This is a genomic window from Pseudomonas sp. SDO52101_S400, from assembly GCF_054071635.1.
This window is the reverse complement of record NZ_JBSVWF010000033.1, coordinates 17,427-36,867: the sequence shown is the minus strand read 5'-3', so window position 1 is coordinate 36,867 and position 19,441 is coordinate 17,427. Positions and strand designations below refer to the sequence as shown.

19 protein-coding genes are annotated in these 19,441 nt (G+C 59.2%); 6 read left to right on the top strand and 13 right to left on the bottom strand.

Annotated features, from left to right (window positions below; translation table 11 throughout):
* The 8 genes from ACW9HX_RS17600 to ACW9HX_RS17565 are packed head-to-tail and all read right to left on the bottom strand — an operon-like array spanning position 1 to position 9,483.
* Entirely contained in the window at positions 1 to 1,137 is a 1,137-nt protein-coding gene (locus tag ACW9HX_RS17600; protein WP_457381565.1) for an SGNH/GDSL hydrolase family protein, read from the bottom strand.
* Positions 1,137 to 2,189 (bottom strand): acyltransferase family protein, encoded by a 1,053-nt coding sequence (locus ACW9HX_RS17595; protein WP_457381564.1) that lies wholly within the window; start codon positions 2,187 to 2,189, stop codon positions 1,137 to 1,139. Before ACW9HX_RS17595 ends, ACW9HX_RS17600 begins: the two co-directional genes overlap by 1 nt.
* A 12-nt stretch (positions 2,190 to 2,201) precedes the next feature.
* Positions 2,202 to 3,305, bottom strand: coding sequence for a hypothetical protein (locus tag ACW9HX_RS17590; protein ID WP_457381563.1), 1,104 nt, complete (start codon positions 3,303 to 3,305; stop codon positions 2,202 to 2,204).
* On the bottom strand, positions 3,296 to 4,528 hold the full coding sequence (locus ACW9HX_RS17585; protein ID WP_457381562.1) for a phosphoribosylaminoimidazole carboxylase: 1,233 nt from the start codon (positions 4,526 to 4,528) through the stop codon (positions 3,296 to 3,298). The genes ACW9HX_RS17590 and ACW9HX_RS17585 overlap by 10 nt, the downstream gene beginning before the upstream one ends.
* Positions 4,525 to 5,637, bottom strand: a complete 1,113-nt coding sequence (locus tag ACW9HX_RS17580; RefSeq protein ID WP_457381561.1) for a polysaccharide pyruvyl transferase family protein — start codon at positions 5,635 to 5,637, stop codon at positions 4,525 to 4,527. Before ACW9HX_RS17580 ends, ACW9HX_RS17585 begins: the two co-directional genes overlap by 4 nt.
* Positions 5,638 to 5,651: 14 nt before the next feature.
* Complete coding sequence (locus ACW9HX_RS17575; protein ID WP_457381560.1) at positions 5,652 to 6,734, bottom strand: glycosyltransferase; 1,083 nt, start codon at positions 6,732 to 6,734, stop codon at positions 5,652 to 5,654.
* Between the two features lie 41 nt (positions 6,735 to 6,775).
* Complete coding sequence (locus tag ACW9HX_RS17570; RefSeq protein ID WP_457381559.1) at positions 6,776 to 9,004, bottom strand: polysaccharide biosynthesis tyrosine autokinase; 2,229 nt, start codon at positions 9,002 to 9,004, stop codon at positions 6,776 to 6,778.
* A 38-nt stretch (positions 9,005 to 9,042) separates the two neighbouring features.
* Positions 9,043 to 9,483: a low molecular weight protein-tyrosine-phosphatase gene (locus ACW9HX_RS17565; RefSeq protein ID WP_457381558.1), complete on the bottom strand. Its 441-nt coding sequence runs from the start codon at positions 9,481 to 9,483 to the stop codon at positions 9,043 to 9,045.
* 301 nt (positions 9,484 to 9,784) lie between these two features.
* Between ACW9HX_RS17565 and ACW9HX_RS17560 the strand changes: the two genes are divergently transcribed.
* Positions 9,785 to 10,729: a glycosyl hydrolase family 5 gene (locus ACW9HX_RS17560; RefSeq protein ID WP_457381597.1), complete on the top strand. Its 945-nt coding sequence runs from the start codon at positions 9,785 to 9,787 to the stop codon at positions 10,727 to 10,729.
* A 192-nt stretch (positions 10,730 to 10,921) separates the two neighbouring features.
* Positions 10,922 to 11,848, top strand: a complete 927-nt coding sequence (gene tal / locus ACW9HX_RS17555) for a transaldolase (RefSeq protein WP_096822069.1) — start codon at positions 10,922 to 10,924, stop codon at positions 11,846 to 11,848.
* Positions 11,849 to 11,920: 72 nt separating this feature from the next.
* On the opposite strand, the gene rssC is transcribed toward tal, so the two are convergent.
* From rssC to ACW9HX_RS17540, 3 genes are all read right to left on the bottom strand, one after another.
* Complete coding sequence (gene rssC / locus ACW9HX_RS17550) at positions 11,921 to 12,403, bottom strand: anti-sigma factor antagonist RssC (protein WP_042560140.1); 483 nt, start codon at positions 12,401 to 12,403, stop codon at positions 11,921 to 11,923.
* A complete protein-coding gene (gene rssB, locus ACW9HX_RS17545) occupies positions 12,403 to 13,584 on the bottom strand; it encodes a two-component system response regulator RssB (RefSeq protein WP_457381557.1) in 1,182 nt (393 codons plus the stop codon). The genes rssC and rssB overlap by 1 nt, the downstream gene beginning before the upstream one ends.
* 322 nt (positions 13,585 to 13,906) lie before the next feature.
* Entirely contained in the window at positions 13,907 to 14,596 is a 690-nt protein-coding gene (locus tag ACW9HX_RS17540) for an MlaA family lipoprotein (RefSeq protein WP_457381556.1), read from the bottom strand.
* A 185-nt stretch (positions 14,597 to 14,781) separates the two neighbouring features.
* On the opposite strand from ACW9HX_RS17540, the gene ACW9HX_RS17535 reads away from it, so the two are divergent.
* Positions 14,782 to 15,402 (top strand): HAD family phosphatase, encoded by a 621-nt coding sequence (locus tag ACW9HX_RS17535; protein ID WP_457381555.1) that lies wholly within the window; start codon positions 14,782 to 14,784, stop codon positions 15,400 to 15,402.
* Positions 15,403 to 15,510: 108 nt separating this feature from the next.
* Positions 15,511 to 15,774, top strand: a complete 264-nt coding sequence (locus ACW9HX_RS17530; protein ID WP_457381554.1) for a DUF4404 family protein — start codon at positions 15,511 to 15,513, stop codon at positions 15,772 to 15,774.
* A gap of 63 nt (positions 15,775 to 15,837) precedes the next feature.
* Here the strand turns inward: ACW9HX_RS17530 and queF are convergent, their stop codons facing one another.
* Together queF and copI are read right to left on the bottom strand one after the other, a co-directional pair.
* The gene (queF, locus tag ACW9HX_RS17525) at positions 15,838 to 16,668 is read right to left on the bottom strand and encodes an NADPH-dependent 7-cyano-7-deazaguanine reductase QueF (RefSeq protein WP_457381553.1); all 831 of its coding nucleotides are present in this window, start codon (positions 16,666 to 16,668) and stop codon (positions 15,838 to 15,840) included.
* A 61-nt stretch (positions 16,669 to 16,729) separates the two neighbouring features.
* The gene (gene copI / locus ACW9HX_RS17520; RefSeq protein ID WP_457381552.1) at positions 16,730 to 17,263 is read right to left on the bottom strand and encodes a copper-resistant cuproprotein CopI; all 534 of its coding nucleotides are present in this window, start codon (positions 17,261 to 17,263) and stop codon (positions 16,730 to 16,732) included.
* Positions 17,264 to 17,418: 155 nt separating this feature from the next.
* On the opposite strand from copI, the gene ACW9HX_RS17515 reads away from it, so the two are divergent.
* Both ACW9HX_RS17515 and ACW9HX_RS17510 read left to right on the top strand, forming a co-directional pair.
* Positions 17,419 to 18,099 carry a heavy metal response regulator transcription factor gene (locus ACW9HX_RS17515; RefSeq protein WP_457381551.1) on the top strand — a complete coding sequence of 227 codons (681 nt, stop codon included), beginning with the start codon at positions 17,419 to 17,421 and terminating at the stop codon, positions 18,097 to 18,099.
* Positions 18,099 to 19,439: a heavy metal sensor histidine kinase gene (locus ACW9HX_RS17510; RefSeq protein ID WP_457381550.1), complete on the top strand. Its 1,341-nt coding sequence runs from the start codon at positions 18,099 to 18,101 to the stop codon at positions 19,437 to 19,439. Before ACW9HX_RS17515 ends, ACW9HX_RS17510 begins: the two co-directional genes overlap by 1 nt.
* Positions 19,440 to 19,441 lie beyond the last annotated feature (2 nt).

Here is a 19,441-nt window from a genome sequence, read left to right as displayed (position 1 = left end):
TTATTCAGAGGCGGCGCCGCAGGAACCTCCGTGGTTGCCGCCGACGATCATCCGGTAGAAGTAATCGGCAATCACCTTCCCCCCCGTGGCCGGCACCGGATGTATCTTGTCCGGGCCGATCATCGCCGCCGCGTAACGTTTGACGTCCGTACCGAACGCGCATTGCAGATTGGCGTAACCCAGATGCTGCGCGCGGGCCCAGGGTTCCAGTAGCTGCGCATACGCCGACATCGGATAGGCACTGGAGCGCGTGGTGTCCTGGCGCATGATCAGGTTGACGCTCGCGGCCGGTTGAATCTCGTGGATCATCCCGACCAGGCCTTGAACGTTTTTCAGGTATTGCTCGGGCTTCACCCCGAAACCCTGATCGTTGCCACCGAGCATGATCAGATAGATGTCCGCCGGAATCTTCGAGACCACCGCTTTCCACTGCGCCTGCCACTGACCGTCACCATGATAGAAATCGGCAGAGGCCGCACCCGACGCCGCCAGTTTCGACACTCGCAAACCGGCCTGATCGTTGCTCATCCACAAGCCGAAAAGCGTTGGCGTGCCCTTCACCACTTCCAGCCTGAAGTTCCAGTCCGTTGCGGCGGATGCGCCTGACAGCGGGACTTCCTGGACTCCCGTACCGCTCAGTTTCAACGGCTGCCAGGATTGCGAGGGTGCCCAGCGATAGCGGATTTCGTTGGATTCGCCGTTACCGAGGTAGAGCAACTTGGCCTGGGTGACGGCGGTGTTTATCGCTTCACTCGGATGAGCATCGACCTGCAGCCATGCACCGGGGCCGCCAGTCACGGTACGGCTGTCGGGGCTGGCCTGGCCAAGGCTCGACACCTGCCAGTCGCCGCCGAAATACTTTTCGCTGCTGCGGGTGTATTTGAAATGGCTGCCGCCCAGCGCTGCACCATGATTGAAGCCGACATAACCGGGGCCGGCAAAACCGACCTCCCCGACCAGCCGCTGCACCAGTTTGTTCAGATAGAAATCCTGCCCGGCGCTGTAGCTGTCGCCGATCACCGAGACCGACAGAACCTTCCCGCCCTTGCCTTCGCGCCACTGGGCAAAGCGCTCGCGAGCGTCGCCGACTTCGACCACCGATGCCGCAACCGGCGCTGCGTCATCCACTGCAACCATCACGCACTTCCTTTAGCCGAGACTTGCGCCGGGGAGACGTTCCCCGCCGGTTTTTTCGCCGCCGCACGCTCGCCCAGAAACAGCACCGAAGTGAAGTTGAACCGGCTGAAGATCGTCGACAGCAACACCGGCCCGAGCAACCCGCAAGCCACGCCGCAAAACACCAGCACGCTTTCGTCCTTGATGCCCAGGCGTCCGAGCACCGAACGCGATGTCGCGGCGAACAGCACATGAAACAGGAAAATCGCGTAAGAGTAACCACCGAGCCAGGTCAGCGCCTTCGAGCGCATGTCACTCGACAGCAGCGCAAAGCAGGACACACAACCCACCGTCAGGCCGATCAGGCTGCGGCGATCGATGATCAGCTCACGATCCAGCGCCGCAATGTACAGCAGCGTCAACGAAATCAGCACGAACACCAAAGGGCCGACAACTTTGAATCGCTGCTTCAAAGCGCTGACATTTTCCTGGCCAATCATCCCGGCCACAAAGAACGGCAACAGATAAGTCGCACCATTGATGCCGAACGCATCGAACTTGAACGGCGGCAGCAGGAACACCGCGGCGGAGAACGCGAACAGCAGGTACAGACGCGTCGCCGAACGCAGCCAACCACGCCATTCCAGCAGGCCGACAAACATGAAGATGATGAACACCGCCTGCAGGAACCAGAAGTGGTTGATCGGCACAAAGAACGACAACAACGCATCGATCACACCGACGTCCTTGTTCACGCCCGGCCCCACCGCCTGCAACACGGAAAACGGCACGCCGACGCAAAACAGCGGCACGATCAGCCGCCGCACCTTGCCGGTGAAGAACGCCGAAAAGTCATTGCCGCGAATCTTGTAGATCGAATAGATGTAGCCCGAGATAAAGGTGAACAGCGGCATGCGTACGTACACCATCGAATCGGCGATCACCCGGAACGGTGAGCCGATGTCGATCTTCAAACCGCCGCCCAACGGGCCGATCACGTGATAGAGCACCAGCAGCAGGCACGCCAGACCGCGCAGGGTTTCGATCTCCAGCGACTTTTTCTTGCTCGACATAAAACACCCGTCTCAATTCAGAATTCTTGATTCGACCCGTACCGGTTTGTTCGCCCGCAGCATCAACCCCAGGCCCACGAACAGCACCGGCACCACCATCGAAAAGTGCCGGGCGAACGAGCCGAAGTCCGGTTCGAACAAGCCTTGAACCAGCAGAAACGCCAGGGGAATCGCGATCAGCTCCTTGGGTTTGGTCTGGATCGGCGCGCCTTTGTAATCGGTCGAGGTGATGACTTTGAACAGCAGCAGCGCGGTCATGATCATCAACGCCACGAAGATCACCTGACCCGGCCCGGACAGCAGGATCAACTCCACCGGGAACGACAACCGGAAGAAAATGATCATCGAGTCCAGTGCCTGCGAGACGAAGTCACTGCCGCTGAGCCACGAGACGATCAGCGATTTGGAACCCTCCTCGCCCGCCGTGCGCAGCTCGTTGTTGCTGGCGCGAATCGACGACACCGGAAAGCCCAGCGCCAGCTGAATCGCCATGGCCACCGCCAGGTAGAACAGGAACAGCATCAGGAAGAAAGTCATGCGCGACACGTATTTCTTCATCATGCAGACGCCGACCCAGGACAGCGAAAACAGAATCCAGTAGGGCCGGATCAGCACGCCGTAGATCACCGCCGACAGGAAAAATCCTCCGCGATATTTGCGCGTCAGCGAGCTGAACAGAATGCTCAGCACCGCCACCGACACGATGATTTCCTTGGTCAGGTTTTCCAGGAAAAACGAGCGGACGATACCCCACAGACACAGCGTGCCGAAGATCGCCAACGGCATGCGCCGGAACACCACCACGGGAATCGCCGTGAGGAAGAAGTTGCAGAACATCCCGTAGGCCCAGGCGTTGGTCAGGTTGATCCCGGTGGGCCGCAACAGGAACGCCGAACACTCGTAGGACGAGCGATCCGGCGAGAACGGGTTCCAGAAATTGCAGTTATCGGCCCGGGCATAGGACGACCATAACGTCATCGCATCCGGGCCCGGATCGCGGGGGATCAGCAGCGGCATGGCCACCGACAGAAACAGCCCGGTGAACAGGATCAGGAACGACAGCGACGAATCGAGTTTCCTGCCGCGAAACTCGATGCACGGCAGTTTCAGGCCCATGACACGACAGCCTTTTTCGCGCGCGTCGCACGGGTCAGCAGCGCGATCACGCCGAGCTGCACGATGATCCCGAAGACATTGCCCCAGGCTGCGCCATAGATCGAATAGTGCTTGATCAGCACGTAGCTGACCGGCACCGAAATCAGCAGGCAAATGGCTGCGCTGGCGAGGGATACCCGGCTATTTTTCGACGCGATCAAGCCACCCCAGACGATGTCGCCAATGGCGCGCAGGGCAAAGGAAAAGATCAGCACGCCGAGGATTCCGTTGTCCGGACGCGGCACCGCCGTTGCGACGTAATCGAGCACGACATTGAAGAACAGATAAATCGCCACCGCGACCCCGGCCGACACCACCAGCGAACGCACAACCCATTTGTTCACGAACAACTGCCTCACCGTGAACGGTTGCTGATCGGCCTGATAACGCTTGGCGAGCACCGGAATGCCCACCACCGCCACCACCGCGTAGGACAACGCCTGCAAAGTGTTGGCCGCCGACCAGGCGTAAACGTATTTACCGAGGCTGGCGTAGGGTTCCAGATCGATGATCAGAAAGCGCTCGGCGTACTGACTCAACGCGATCAGACCGGTGCCCAGATAGAACGGCAGCCCGGCTTTCCACACGGTCGCCGTCGCCAGCGCCCCCTCTTCGCGCCCACGATGAACGTTCGCCACAATCAGATAACCGGCGACGATCACCAGCACGTTGGCGATGACCCACAGCCACAACACGCTGGAGATTCCGGACACCCTGCCGAGCATCATCCCGCCCACGGCCAGCAGCGCCCAGAGGCCAGTCTTGATGAAGAACAGCAGAGCACCCGCCGTGGCTTTCTGCGCGGAAAACACGAACGAGTTGATCTCGAACGACAGGTGTTCGGTCAGCAGTACCAACGTCACACAGGCGATCAATGCCGTCGTCGCCTCGACCTGCTGGAACAGGGAATAGATCAGCACCGTCACCACTGACAGCACCAATCCCACGGCCAGGTACAGCAGCAGAACCTTGTCCACCACACGTTTCGAACTGCCGCCGACACTGATCAGCCGATTGATTTCGGAGCTGAAACCGACGCTGTAGAACTTCGAAGCGATCAACGACGCCGCGACCACCACGCCGTAAAAACCCAGCGCCTCGTAACCGAGGTAATGGGTGATGGCGAGCACCAGCAGGAACTTCGCGCCCAGTGCTCCGCCCCGCAGCAACAAGCGGAATATCATCGAATGACGCCCTTGATGATGTCGTCCATGGCCACGGTTTTGGCTTCGATTTCACGGCAGGTGTCGGTCAGGCGCTTGCCGAAATCCGACAGCGCGTCCGGCGCGAAAACCGTGTCGATGATGGTGTCGACATTGATGTCGCCGCCGTTGATCACCCAGTCTTCGACGCCCATGTCCTGATAGGCGCCGAAGCCCTTGCGTTCGTAGCTGATGTGGTACGCGGGCACCCCGGACAGCAGCGACTCGATCGCCCCGTGCAGGCGCACGGAAATCACCAGGTCCGGTTGGTATTTGGCCAGCGTCGCCTTCAATGGCAGCAGGTCTTCGGTGATGCCCAGTTCGCGATAGAACGCGCCGTCATCGTTGCCGCGCACAGCGCTCTGCACCGCGCAGACCACTTTGCTTTTGTTCTTCAAACGCTGCAGCAATACCTTGAGGTTGGCCACGTAAGCGAGCTTCTTTTCCTTGCTCCACGCCGGCGGTTTACGCAGCACCACGCACACCGTGGCCGGCGTCGAGGCGCAGCGGGTGAACTTGGGTTGCTGAAGGATCTTGCCGGCCAGGGCCTGCACCGCAAGGTCTGGCGCGCGGTAGACATTTTCGCAGGCATCGAACAATGCCGAAGAGCGGTTATCGCGCACGAACACCGCATCGGCGCTGGCGTAGTGCCCGACGATCTTGTCGCTGTCGCCGTGGAACGGTCCGATGCTTTGCGGCAGGTACACCGACGGGACTTTGCTGAGGATCGCCGTTTCCAATTGCTTGGCGTGGCCCAGTTTCAGCTTGATGTGTTCGAAGGCACTTTTGGAGCGCATGTAGCCGCCACCGACGCCGACGATCAGATCGGTTTTCTTCAACAGGTCCGCCAGCCCGGCATAGGACTGATTGAGGAACACCGCCTGCTTGACCCGACCCAGCCCTTTGGCCGCCATGACCGGCGCATCGAAGCGCGGGTGCGGCAGGTACTTGAAAGAGTCCGGATCGGAGGCCACGACACTGATCGAGGTGTCCTCGCCAAAATTGCGCTGCACCAGCGCAATGGCCAGATCGACCAGCAGACCATCACCGGAATTGGAGGCACTGTAGCCATGCAAAATCGTTACGTTCATGAGCGGCGTTCTACTTAATAAGAGGGAGCGGAATACACGTCGTAGGTCTGGCGGATCATCAACGCGGCGCTGAAGCGCTCGCGGACGATGCGCCGGCCTTCGATGCCGAGGGCCGACAACGCGGGTTTCTGGATCTGCTTCAGGCGATCGGCCAGCGCGTGGTGGTCACCGGTGGGGAACACGTAGCCGGACACCCCGTGGGTGACCAGTTCCGGCAGCGAGGTGCAGTCGCTGGCAATCACCGGCAAGCCCAGCGCCATGCCTTCCAGCGGCACCATCGCAAAGCCTTCCCAGCGACTCGGAACAATCAGCGCATCGGCCTGTTGATACAGCGCGTTGACCTCGGCGGGCGTGACCCACGGCAGGTATTGAACGCCGTCCATTGGCGGACACTCGACCGTCGCCTCGTTGACCGCACTGCCGACCACCGTCAGTTTCAGATCGTTGCGCCCGGTCTTGGCGTAGGCCTTGAGTAGCACGTCGAAGCCTTTCTGATAGTCGAGCCGACCGACGAAGAGCAGATGAATAGGCTGCGGATCTTCGGCTTTGCGTTCGTCATCCTTGGGATGAATGCCGTTGTAGATCAGGCGCATGCGCTTGCGCTCAATGCCGAACGCCGCCGCTTTGTCCAACTCGTACTGGCTGACGCAAATGATCGTGTCGGTGACCTTCTGCAACACGCGCTCGATCCACGCATAGACTTGCTGCTTGGTCGGCGAGCTTTCCATCAGGAACGAAAAGGCATGCGGGCAATAGACGATTTTCGGTTTGCGCCACGGCCGCAAAAGCACGCACACGCAACGACCAATCACCCCGGAAAACGTGCTGTGCAGGTGCACGACATCGGGTTTTTCCTTGAGCATCACTTGCATCAGTCGCCAGGCAAAACGCAGCAACGACGACACGTTGCGCCCGGTTCGGTCGAAAGTGCGAATCTGCTGCGGGGCGATGCCGTGCAGTTCCTTTTCCTGATCCTGCGGCACCAGATACACCAGCTCGTAGTTCGCCTGCGCATCTTCCGGGGACGCCGAAATCGTGCGGATCACCGTCGCGACGCCACCTTTTATCGTTTCAGCCACGTGCAGTATTTTTTTCACAACCCACCCACTTTCTTGCCGGTAAGGACAATCACTGATTTTCAGGACTTGTCGGACGCATATTCGTAGTTGTAATAGCCGTAGCTGCCATTGCCGTAATAACTGGCCGCACGCTTCTCGACGCCGTTGAACACCGCGCCTTTCAACTCGATGCCGTTCTGGGCGAAGCGGCGAATCGTCAGCTCGATCTCTTTGGCCGGGTTCACCCCGAAGCGCGCGACGATCAGGCTGATGCCCGCTTCGCGACCGACAATCGCGGCATCCGTCACCGCCAGCAGCGGCGGCGTGTCGATAATCACCACGTCATAACGCTCGCTGAGTTGCGCCAGCAGTTCGCGGAAATTCGCGTGCATCAGCAGTTCAGAAGGATTGGGCGGTACCTGGCCACGGCTGATGAAATGCAGGTTGTCGACTTCGACCTTGTTGATCGCCTGCTCCAGGGTGCAGCGCTTGACCAACAGGTCCGACAAACCATTGGTGATCGGTGTGTTCAGCGTCTTGTGCAGATGCCCCTTGCGCATGTCGGCATCGATGAGCACCACACGCTGACCGCTCTGGGCCATGACCGCCGCGAGGTTGGAAGACACGAACGTCTTGCCGACCTGCGGACTCGGGCCGGAAATCATGATGCGGTTGTTGGTCGAATCCAGCGCCGCGAAATGCAGGCAAGTGCGCAGGCTGCGGATCGACTCGATGGACAGGTCAGTCGGGTTACGCAGGGCCAGCAGATACGCAGGGGTGTCCACCGTAACCTTGGCCCGGACTTTCTTGGTGTCCTCTTCCTGTTGCAGGGCGCTGTAGGGAATCGAGGCGTAGACCGGCAGACCGAGCTGCTCGATGGCTTCCGGCCCCTCCAGGCCCTTGCTCAGGGACTTACGCAACAACACCAGGGCCACGCCGACAAAGGCACCGAGGAAGGTCGCGATCAGCACGATCAGGGCTTTCTTCGGTTTGACCGGACTGGTCAGGTCGACATCCGCCGAGTCCACCAGACGCACATTGCCCACGGCGCCGGCGCGGATGATGTCCAGTTCCTGGGACTTGTTCAGCAACTGGGTGTAGATCTGCGAAGCGACTTCGACATCGCGGGTCAGGTTGAGCAGTTCCTGTTGCGTGGCCGGCAGGTCCTGAACCTTGCCTTCCAGCGACCGCTGTTGCTGGGTCAGCTCGCCGATCTGGGTCATCAACGCACGATAGGCCGGGTGCTGTTTGGTGAACTTGCGGTCCATCTCCGCTTGCTGCAGTTTCAGCTCGGAAATCCGCGTTTCGAGGGCGACGGACTGGCCGAGTACCGATTGGGTTTCCAGCGAGATGTTCACGGTCTTGCCGTGGGTCTGGTAAGCGTTGAGCGCATCGCTGGCCTTGGCCAGATCGCGTTTGACCTGCGGTAACTGGCTTTGCAGGAAAGCCAGGCTCTGCGCGGCTTCGGCCGAGGTGCGGCGTACGTTCTGATCCACGTACAGCGAAGCGATCTTGTTGAGGATCTTCACCGCTTCGGCGGCGTCGCTGCTGGCCAGGGCCAGACGGATGATCCCCGACTCCTTGCCCTGCTCGGAAATATCCAGCGCATCCTGATACCCCTGAATGGTCACGATCCGCGGGTAGCGCACCACTTCGAAACGGGTGCCGGGGTTGGCCAACAGTTGCGTGATCTGCCCTTCTACGCCGTCCTGCGCGAAGTCTTCGCCGGCAACGCCTTCTGCCAGCAGGTTGTCGTTGTCATCGAACAACTGGAAGCGATGCTGCTCGCCGGCGATCAGGCTGAGTTTCTTGCCCAGCAATTCCTTGGTCAGATCGAGCCGGGCAAACTCCAGGCGCTCACCGCCCCAGGCGTAGCTGTTCAGACCAAAACGCGGCGGCGCGACGCTGAGCTCGGTTTCACCGCGATAACGACGGGCGAGAAAACCGCCAATCACCGGGAAGGTGTTGGGCGTGACATCGATGTCCAGGCGCAGATCATCGACTGTCTTGCCGATCACTGCGCGGGATTTGATGATGCCGATCTCGGTCACGGAAGGAGACTGGCCGCCCAGCATGCTGTTGAGGTCGGAAAAACCGAGCATGTCGTTCTTCTTCGGCTCGACCTGCACCAGCGCGTTGGCCAGATACACGGGCGTGGCCAGAATCGCATAGGCAACTCCGGTCATCATGAACGCGCCGGTGAAAGCGCCGATCAACCACTTCTGATCTATCAGGCTGCCAAATATGCCGAGAAGATCAATACTGTCTTGATCGTTGTCACGGGTGCCGACTACTGACGGTAACTGCATAAGTCTTTCTTACCATTCACTGTTCTGAAGAATGTTCATCAATGCCCGAGGCGCTGTACCCATGAGCCAACAGCATCTTCAATCAATGCATGGGCATGTATAAAAGCGGCCTGCCCTTGACGATACGGATCCTGTATTTCCCGCTCGTTCTGCCACTTGCCGAGAAGAAACACTTTGCCCCTGGCGTGAGAGGCAATCTTCAGTACTTGTTTTACATGTTCTTTTTCCATGACCAGAATCAGGTCTGATTCATTGACGATGTCCGCTGTCAGTTGGCGGGCCTTGAACCCCTCGGCGCTCTGCCCACGGTCCTCCAGAACCTGCCGGGCGTTGACTTCCATGGACTCGCCAACCCGTGCGGCAAGGCCTGCGGAGGCCACCGTGATCGTCGAGGGCGCCAACGCGTTACGCAGCAATAGTTCTGCTGTCGGACTTCGGCATATATTGCCGACGCAGACGACAAGAATCTTTCTGAACAAGGTTTACTTTCCCGTGTAATGTCAATCGGCCAACATCTCCGTGAACTGGAATGAACCCACCGGACTTTCCTGCACTCGGAAATAGATTCGCCTGTTAGTACCGGTGCATTAAGTACCACGGGGTATAAAAGTCACCCAACCAGAATTACCGGACTAAAAATAACTGTGATTTTCGGCGCTTTTTACACTTGGAGTTTTCCGACAAAAAATAACATTCGTGCACTTTTCAGCCACTTCGGAGTCGCATGAAAGTAACGAGATAACCATTGGCTAGATGTCATTTCTCATCAGGAGAGCAGACATGAAATCAGCACATATCAAACGTCTCGGCGCCCTTTCCCTGTTAATGCTCAGTGCAGCGCCTTCGCTCCACGCCAGCGAGCTGTTTCCCGCCCTCCCCCACAGAACGGTCGGTGTTCAGGTCAAAGTCCAGAATTTTTCCGCCGCCGATGCCGCGCAGATAAAAGCAGCCGGTTTCAGCTTCGTGCGCCTGGGCGCGTGGAGCGATAGCCTGGGTGACAAGGCCTATCAGAAACAGCTCGGTGATGCGTTTGCCGCCGCCGGATCCGCCGGGTTGCCGGTGCTGATGACAGTACGCGCCACCAAACCGCTGACGGCGGACCCTGCTACGGCGGGCGCAGCATTTGCCGGCGCGGTGACCAGCCTGGAGCAGAGCTACGGTTCTCAGCTGGTCGCGATTGAAATCTGGAATGAACCGGATCTGGACACGTACTGGCCCACGGGCAACTTCAACACCACGTTTGCACCGTTCATGAGCGCCATGTGCAAAACGCTGCAAAGCCAGACGCCGGCCACTCCCCTGATCGGTTTTGGTTTTGCCCGGCCGCCGAGTGCAGGTTCTGCCTCGACGGTGGCACTGAACAGCATTCTCGGTGCCTACCCCCGATGCCTGAGCGCCATTTCCTACCATCCCTATGGCATGACCGCGACACAGATCAGCAATGCGCAGAGCTTCATCCAGCAGAACTTTCATCTGCCGGGCGTGATCAGCGAATGGGGCATCTCGGCACTCGCCTCCAACGGCGGTACCGACGGACAGGCCGCCAAGGTCGCGGCGTTCATTGCCGATGTGAAACGACTGCAGATTCCGCTGACGTCGATTTACGAATGGAAAAACAGTGATTCGGGGAGCAATGACCGGGAGAGGAATTTCGGTTTGCAGACCTCGAACGGGCAACCCAAGCCGGCAGAATCGGCCGCCAGGACACAGCTGGAGTCCGAATAGGTCGTACATTCCACAGTCAGTTGCTTTGAACCTGTGCTTCGATTTGGCATCGTATCTATCGATACCGCGCCCCGATCATTCAAACAGCCGTTTTCAGGTTGTTGCCAGCGGGGCAATCGATACATCCACATGCCCTTGAGTGGCCGTCAGCGCTCGGGTAATGTCGTCAGACCCATAGGACAGAGCACGCTCATGACTTCCAAGCTGGAACAACTCAAACAATTCACCACCGTGGTTGCCGACACCGGCGACTTCGAAGCGATTGCCCGGGTCAAACCGGTCGACGCCACCACCAACCCTTCCCTGCTCCTCAAGGCTGCCGCCATTCCGGCCTATGCCGAGCTGCTGAACGCCGCCGTCCGCGACTGCAAGGGCGATGTCGGCCTGGCCAGCGACCGCTTTGGCGTCGCGGTGGGTCAGGAAATCCTCAAAGTGATCCCGGGCCGCATCTCCACTGAGGTGGATGCTCGCCTGTCCTTCGACAAGGACGCGATGCTCAAGCGTGCGCACCGTCTGATAGAGCTGTACGACAAGGCCGGTATTGGCCGCGACCGCGTGCTGATCAAGATCGCCTCGACCTGGGAAGGCATCCGCGCTGCCGAAGTACTGGAGAAGGAAGGCATCCAGACCAACCTGACCCTGTTGTTCTCTTTCGCTCAGGCCGCCGCGTGCGCCGATGCCGGCGTGTTCCTGATTTCGCCGTTCGTGGGCCGCATCTACGACTGGTACAAGAAGGCCAACGGCAACGACTACACCGGCGCCGATGATCCGGGCGTGCAGTCCGTAACCCGCATCTACAACTACTACAAGGCCAATGACTACAAGACCGTGGTCATGGGCGCGAGCTTCCGCAACCTCAATCAGATCGAGCAACTGGCCGGCTGCGACCGCCTGACCATCAGCCCGGACCTGATCGACAAACTGGCGGCAGACACCGGAAAACTGGAGCGCAAACTGGCCCCGGGTCACGCCGGTGAAGCACGTCTGAGCCTCAACGAATCGCAATTTCGCTGGTTGTCCAACGAAGACGCGATGGCCACCGAGAAACTGGCTGAAGGCATTCGTCAGTTTGCCCGCGACCAGGAAAAACTCGAGGCGTTGCTGCAAGCCAAGCTGTAATGGGCTGACGGCAAACGCAAAAAGGGCGAACCTTCACAGGTTCGCCCTTTTTTGTGCCTGATGGCGGGTGAATCAATGCCTTTCGAGGGCATTCACCAGATCATGGAAGGCTTCACGGTTGGAGTCGTTCAGGCCCATGAGGATCTTGTGTGCTTCGAGCACCTTGATCCGCACGACTTCCTCCGACTGATCCTGATCCGGCAGGTCATCGAGGCATTCCGGGCAAGGCACGGGATGGTTGACGATATTGAACACCTGCTCGAAACCCATCGATTGCAGCAGACGGGTGATGTCGTCGTGGGTGGTGACCACGGTCGGCAGCAGGCCGACCTTCTGCCGCGACAGGATCGACAGCTTGGCCAGCAGGCCCAGCGTGGTGCTGTCGATGCTGCGGGTTTCGGTCAGATCGATCACGATCGCGTTGAAATTCAGCGCGGTGAAGATCTTCTCAATAGTCGCATCCAACGCCGAACACAGGGTCAGGCGAACTTCACCGACGAACTTCAGGACGAAGGTGCCGTCCTGCTCGGCGAACTGGATTCTACCGGTACTCATTAAAGATTCCTGCTCAACACCAACAAGGCGATATCATCCGGCATCTCCCCTAGCGTGGCCAATCCAAAAACCTGCCGCAGGCCATCCAGGCTGCCGCCCGCCGACTTGACCCGTTGGGGCAAGGCAGCTTCTTTCTCTTTGAGTGTGGGTTCTGGCAAAAGATCCAGAATGCCATCAGACATCAGCGTCAGGCTGAACGTCGGTGGCAGCTCGAGCACGTGATCTTCGTAGGTGGCTTCGTTGAAAAGCCCCACGGGCAGACCTCGCCCCTCGAGGTAGCGAACACTGTCAGGCGTGTACAACACAGGCAACGGCAGATGGCCGCCGATGCTATAGGTCAACAAACCGGTCTCCTCGTCGATGACTCCACCGACCATTGTGACGTGTTTACCCAGCTTACAACTGATCAGCCCCCGGTTGATATGACCAAGGACTTCCGAAGGCTTGAATTCCGGCAAGGTGCCGTTGCGCTTGGACTCGAACAACAGGCGCGTGGTCATGAACTTCAGCAGCACGGTGACGAAGGCCGAAGAGGCGCCATGGCCCGATACGTCCGCCAGGTAGAACGCGACCCGACGCTCGTCCACCCGGAAATAGTCGACAAAATCACCCGACAGGTACAGCGACGGAATGATCTGGTGGGCGAACTTGAATTCGTCGATGGTCCACGGGCTTTCCGGCAGCATGTTCATCTGCACCTGGCGACCGGCGTTCTGGTCTTCCTGGAGCAGGTTCAGGCTGGCTTCGAGCTCACGGTTGGCCTTTTCGAGCTTCTCGCGGTAGCGCTGGTTTTCCAGCAGCAGGCGCGCACGATCCAGGGCCCGGCGCACGGAGTGCTCGAGTACGGCCAGATCTTCGAGAGGCTTGATCAGGTAATCCGCCGCGCCCAGGCGCAAGGCTTCGACCGCGTCGTTCATCACGCCGGCACCCGAAACCACGATCACAGGCGTCTGTGGTGACCGCTCGGTGACCTGACGGATGAGTTCGAGACCGCCCATCTGCGGCATGCGCAGATCGCAGATGACCAAGTCGGGCTCGTCTTGCTCGAATACCTGAAGACCCTGCTGGCCATTACTGGCCTGCAAGACGCTGAAACCACTGTCTTCCAAATAGGCCGCGAGGCTCGCGCGCACTACTTCGTCATCATCGATTATCAGCAGCGTGGCACTGGTTTTTGGCATGTGGGCAAACGGCGCCAGAATTAGGTTGGCGTAGCAGGCGGGGCAACGGCCCGGCACAGACTACTGGATTCGCTTTCTAGCCTCTCTGCTGCACCGTTTCAGAGCGTTTGCCCTGCTCACGGTTACACCAGAGGTGCCCTTCTAAGGCGCAGACGGTACTCCCATCCTTCGAGCGTTTCAAGCATGCGCGGATGGTCGCTTGGAGACTTTGTTTGTCAAATCACTCGCAGTTATAAGAACGGCTTCAACCGTAACCCAATCATTGGACACGCCCACAAAAAAGGCGACCTTGCGGTCGCCCTTCCCGATCTATCGATAGCGATCAGAAATCGTCTTCGACGTGACCGTCCTTGACCTTGAACTCGCGGTTCTGCAGGTAGGCATTGCGGATGAAGGTGTACTTGTCGCCGCTGATCAGCTTCTCGCTGGACAGCAGGCTGGCACGGGTGTCGACGATGTTCAGGCCGTAGATGGTGTTACGCGCCGGGATATCGTTCATGTAGCGGTACGGTGCGGTGTAGGTGTCGACGTACTTGGACGGTGCGTCACGCAGAGTGCTTGGACCGAGCAACGGCAGCATCACGTACGGACCGCTGCTGACACCCCAGTAGCCGAGTGTCTGGCCGAAGTCTTCGTCGCTGCGGTGCAGGCCCATCTTGGTGCCGACGTCAAAGAAGCCGAGCAGGCCGAAGGTGGTGTTGAAGATCAGGCGCGCAGTGTCGACACCGGCAGCGGCCGGTTTGGCCTGCAAAATATTGTTTGCCAGGTTGGTGATGTCGCCAACGTTGCGGAACATGTTGTGGATGCCGTCTTCCAGGAATTGCGGCGTTACATATTCGTAGCCCTGCGCCAGTGGTTTGAGCGCGTAGGTGTCGACGAAATCGTTGAACTGGAAGATCGGACGGTTGACGCTTTCCCAAGGGTCTTCTTCCGTCGCAGCTTGAGCGGCGAACGGAACCAGCATCACGCTGGCACATACACAAAGCTGAGCGAGAGGGTTGCTCCAGCGCATAGAAAACTCCTTGGATTGTACTGACGCGGCAAACTGGCCACGGTTATAAGGCGATCAGTATAAGACGGAAACGATGTTTTAGGCATTTCCCACGTGAATGCCTCTGTAGGAAGCTTCGTCACGCACTTGTCATCCAACTGTCACCGGCAATGCTTAGCCTGACTTCTATTTCAGGGACGTTTGCCATGCCACAAGCCGAAGCCTTGCCCCTATCCGCCCCCAGCCTGACGGCCGTGCTGTTCGGGCTCAGCGGTTGTCTGGTGGACTTTGGCGCCCGTGCCCGCCATCACGACAGCCCCGGCACGGAACATGCCGACGCCACACCGGGTGCCCTCGACAGTCTGCGCAGCCTGCAACGTCAACTGATCCCATGTGCCTGGCTCGATGAGTTATCCCCTGCCCTCACCCAAGTGCTTGCTTGCGGATTACCTGCGTGGATCAAACCATCGCAACATCCAGCAACAAACAATCCATGGCCGGCACCGAATGCCTGCTGGCAAGCCTTGATGGCTTTGAATGTCGATCGCCTGGACGGTTGCGTGCTGGTCAGCGGCGAACCGCGCTTGCTGCAATCAGGCTTGAATGCCGGGCTGTGGACCATTGGCCTGGCGTCCTGTGGCTCACTCTGCGGCCTGGCCCCGGGCGAATGGCAAGCCCTCAGTCAGAAAGAACGCGAACAACTGCGCGGCAAGGCCACTGTGCAGTTGTTCGGCCTGGGTGTGCACTCGGTGATCGATCATCTGGGCGATCTCGACACCTGCCTGGCGGACATCAGCCTGCGCCGCCTCAAAGGCGAAAAGCCCTGACCGGGATCATGCAGGTTCATCGAGAGTGGATTAGTCTTAAGGAGAGTCATAGACCTTTGGCGCACGGCTGCGGTCTATGCCAGTGCCTCTCGATAAAAGGAAAACACCATGCCCGCCCGCGAACTGCAAGAACAGCTCAACACCCTGCGCGAGCAACTGGATCAGAATCCGCCGCTGTCGGAAGCCGAGCGCGAAGACCTGCACGCACTGATGCAACAGATCGAACTGGAACTTGAACTGGAAACCAAGACCCAGGACTCCAGCATCGCCGACGGTGTGAATCTGGCAGTTGATCGCTTTGAACTAGAACATCCCGCCATTGCCGGCACATTGCGCAACATTGTGAATTCCCTGGTCAGCATGGGAATCTAAAACCTGCGAATACAAAAAAGCCCTGCCAGCGATGGCAGGGCTTTTTCATATCCGCGTTGCGGATTACTGGCGAACCAGACGATGGTTCGGCAACTGCACGCTTTCAGTGCTGCGATACGGGTTGATATCCAGCCCGCCCCGGCGCACATAGCGTGCAAATACGGTGAGTTTTTCCGGTTTCAGCAAACGCTGCAGGTCGAGGAAAATCCGCTCCACGCATTGTTCGTGGAAGTCCGAGTGCTGGCGGAAGCTGACGATGTATTCCAGCAGGCTGGCATGATCCAGCGCCGCGCCACGATATTCCACCACCACGCTGCCCCAGTCCGGCTGACTGGTCACCGGGCAATTGGATTTGAGCAGATGGCTGTGCACGCTCTCCTCCACGATTCGCGAATCATCGCAGCGCAGCAATTCGGGACGCGGGTGCTCGTAGTTGCTGACGCTGATATCCAGATCGTCGATGCACACGCCCGGCAATGCGACGACGCCTTCGGCCTCGACCTCTTTCAGGCTGCGAACCCGCACGCCCACCGGCTTGCCGGCAGCGGCGGACAAGTCCTTGACCAGGGTCGCTTCCAGGTTCGCGATGTCGGCGAACGGGGTCTGGTTCAACGAGTTCAGGTACAGCTTGAACGACTTGGACTCGATGATGTTCGGCGAATCCGCCGGGATGCTGAATTCGCCGATCGCCACAACCGGCTTACCCGACGGCAGCAACCACGACAGTTCGAAGCAGTTCCAGAAATCCACACCTTTATACGGCAGGGTCTGGGCGGTCAGGCCCAGCTCGGCCCACTTCGCGGTGCGCGGAATCGGGAACAACAGGGACGGTGTGTAAGTGGCGATGTATTCGCTGGACTTGCCCAGCGGCGAATGTTCGGCTGCGGGATGCATGGCGGAAACCTGACTGAAGAATCAGCGGATTCTATCAGCCTTTGCTCCCGCCTTTGAGTGCTTACTGACTGACAGTCAGTTTGCCGACCATTCCGGCCTGGTAATGCCCTGGAATGTTGCAGGCAAATTCCAGGCTGGTCGCCTTGCTGAAAGTCCAGGTCAACTCGGCGGTCTTGCCGGGCTCGACCAGCACGCTGTTGGGGTCGTCATGCTTCATGGCGTGCCCCATCGAGGCATGATCCATGCCCGCCATGTCGTGGGACATTTCCTTCATGCCTGTCGGCGTGAGCATGCCGCTTTGCTGCATCTGCAGCATTTCCTGCTGGTGCTTGGCATGCATCGCCGCGTCGCCGAGGTTGAATTCGTGCAACAACTGGCCTTTATTCACCAAGACAAAGCGAATGGTCTCACCGGCCTTGATCTCGATGGCCTTCGGATCGAACGTCATGTCGCCCATCACCACTTCAACGCTGCGGCTGGCCTTGGCGGCCGCAGCTGGCTGGCCGAAATCATACGTGTGCGCAGGGTCTGCCCAGACGGATGAGCTCAGCGCCAGCAAACAGGCGGCGACGGCCAGAGGGTTGCGCAAAAACATAGTCATACTCCAACAAGATAAGGTTCAGCCTGTGGGAAACTTTAGCCGGCCTGCGCTGGCAGCTACCTGACAGGCAGATTACAACTTTGTCAGGTTGGCGCTTGTGACAATGTCCCACGGTATAAAGCTTTCGATCCTACAACCCCGAGTTGCCCATGAAACTGCTGATCGTCGAAGACCAACCGAAAACCGGCCACTACCTGCGCCAGGGCCTGACCGAGGCCGGCTTCAACACCGAGTTGGTAGCCGACGGCACCACCGGACAGCAACTGGCCTTGAGCGGTGACTATGCCCTGCTGATCCTCGACGTGATGCTGCCCGGTCGCAACGGCTGGCAGATTCTGCAAGCAGTGCGCAGTGCCGGTCTGGAAACACCGATCCTGTTTCTGACGGCCAAGGACACCGTGGAAGACCGGGTTCACGGCCTCGAACTCGGTGCCGACGATTATCTGGTCAAGCCCTTCGCCTTCTCCGAATTGCTGGCTCGAGTACGCAGCCTGTTGCGCCGCGGCAGCGCCACACCGCAGGAAACCTGCCTGCAATTGGCCGACCTGCGCCTGGACCTGATTCGCCGCCGCGTCGAACGCAGCGGTCAGCGCATCGACCTCACGGCAAAAGAGTTCGCCCTGCTGGAAATGCTCCTGCGCCGCCAGGGTGAAGTGCTGCCCAAATCCCTGATCGCCTCGCAAGTCTGGGACATGAACTTCGACAGCGACACCAACGTGATCGAAGTGGCGATCCGCCGCCTGCGCCTGAAGATCGATGATGACTTTCCCGACAAACTGATCCACACCGTACGCGGCATGGGTTACGTGCTTGAAGAGCGCTCCGCCTGATGCGCCGTCTGTCACTCGGCAGTCGGCTGGCGTTGCTGTTTGCGGCGTGTACCGCGACGGTGTCGCTGGTGGCGGGCGTGGTTTTCAATCGGGCCAGTGAGGCGCACTTCATTGAACTCGATCAGCAATTGCTCGAAGGCAAGCTGATCAATGTGCGCCAGACGCTGCAGGGTGATGGTGACGCCACGCATATCACCGCTGAATTGAGCCAACAGGGCGATGTCACGCTGCGCATCAGCGGCCCTGAAGGACAGAGCTGGTTCGGCAGATCCTTGCAAATGCCGGCAAACCTGCCGCAGCAGCCTGGCCTGGCCACCATCAACGACAACGGCACGGACTATCGCCTGCTCAACGCCCCGCTTGACCCGGAAAAACCTGATTCAACGCAATTGACCTTGCTGCTGGACATCACCCATCACCAGCACTTCCTGCAACGCATGCAGCATCTGATCTGGCTGACCGTCGGCCTTTCGGCGCTGGCGACCGCACTGCTCGGCGCCTGGGCCGCGCGCAGCGGGTTGCGTCCATTGCGCCGCATGAGTGCCGTCGCACGCGGGATTTCGGCGCAATCGCTCAATGCCCGGCTCCCGGAAGCGCAGATGCCTGCGGAACTCACGGAATTGGCCCACAGTTTCAACGCAATGCTCGGACGCCTCGATGACTCCTTTCAGCGTCTCTCGGCGTTCTCCGCCGACATCGCCCATGAACTACGCACCCCGCTGTCGAACCTGCTGACTCACACGCAGGTCACCCTCACCCGCCCTCGCCCACTCGAAGATTATCGCGAGGCCCTGCACAGCAACCTCGAAGAGCTGCAATGGATGGCCCAACTGGTCAACGACATGCTTTATCTGGCCAAGGCTGACCACGGATTGCTGGTCCCCAAACGAGAACCGCTAGAGTTGGCGGAAGAAGCCGATGCGTTGCTGGAGTTTTTTGCACCGCTGGCCGAGGACGCTCAGGTAAACCTGAGTCGTGACGGTCAGGGGCGGTTCGAGGGTGATCGCGCGATGTTGCGCCGAGCGCTGTCGAATCTGCTGGATAACGCGTTGCGCTTTACCCCTGTCAACGGCGAAGTGCGCGTGCGGGTGGCCGATCAGGCGAAATCCTTGAGGGTGACCGTGGAGAACAATGGCGAAGGGATTTCTGCGGAGTTGTTGCCGCGTTTGTTTGACCGTTTCTACCGGGTGGATCCGGCGCGCCAGGAAGGCAGCAGCGAGCATGCGGGATTGGGGCTGGCGATTACTCAGTCAATCATCCGGGCCCATGGCGGGCAGATTCATTGCGAATCAGCTCTGGGGTGGACGCGGTTTGTGATTGAGTTGCCGAAAAACGATTGAGG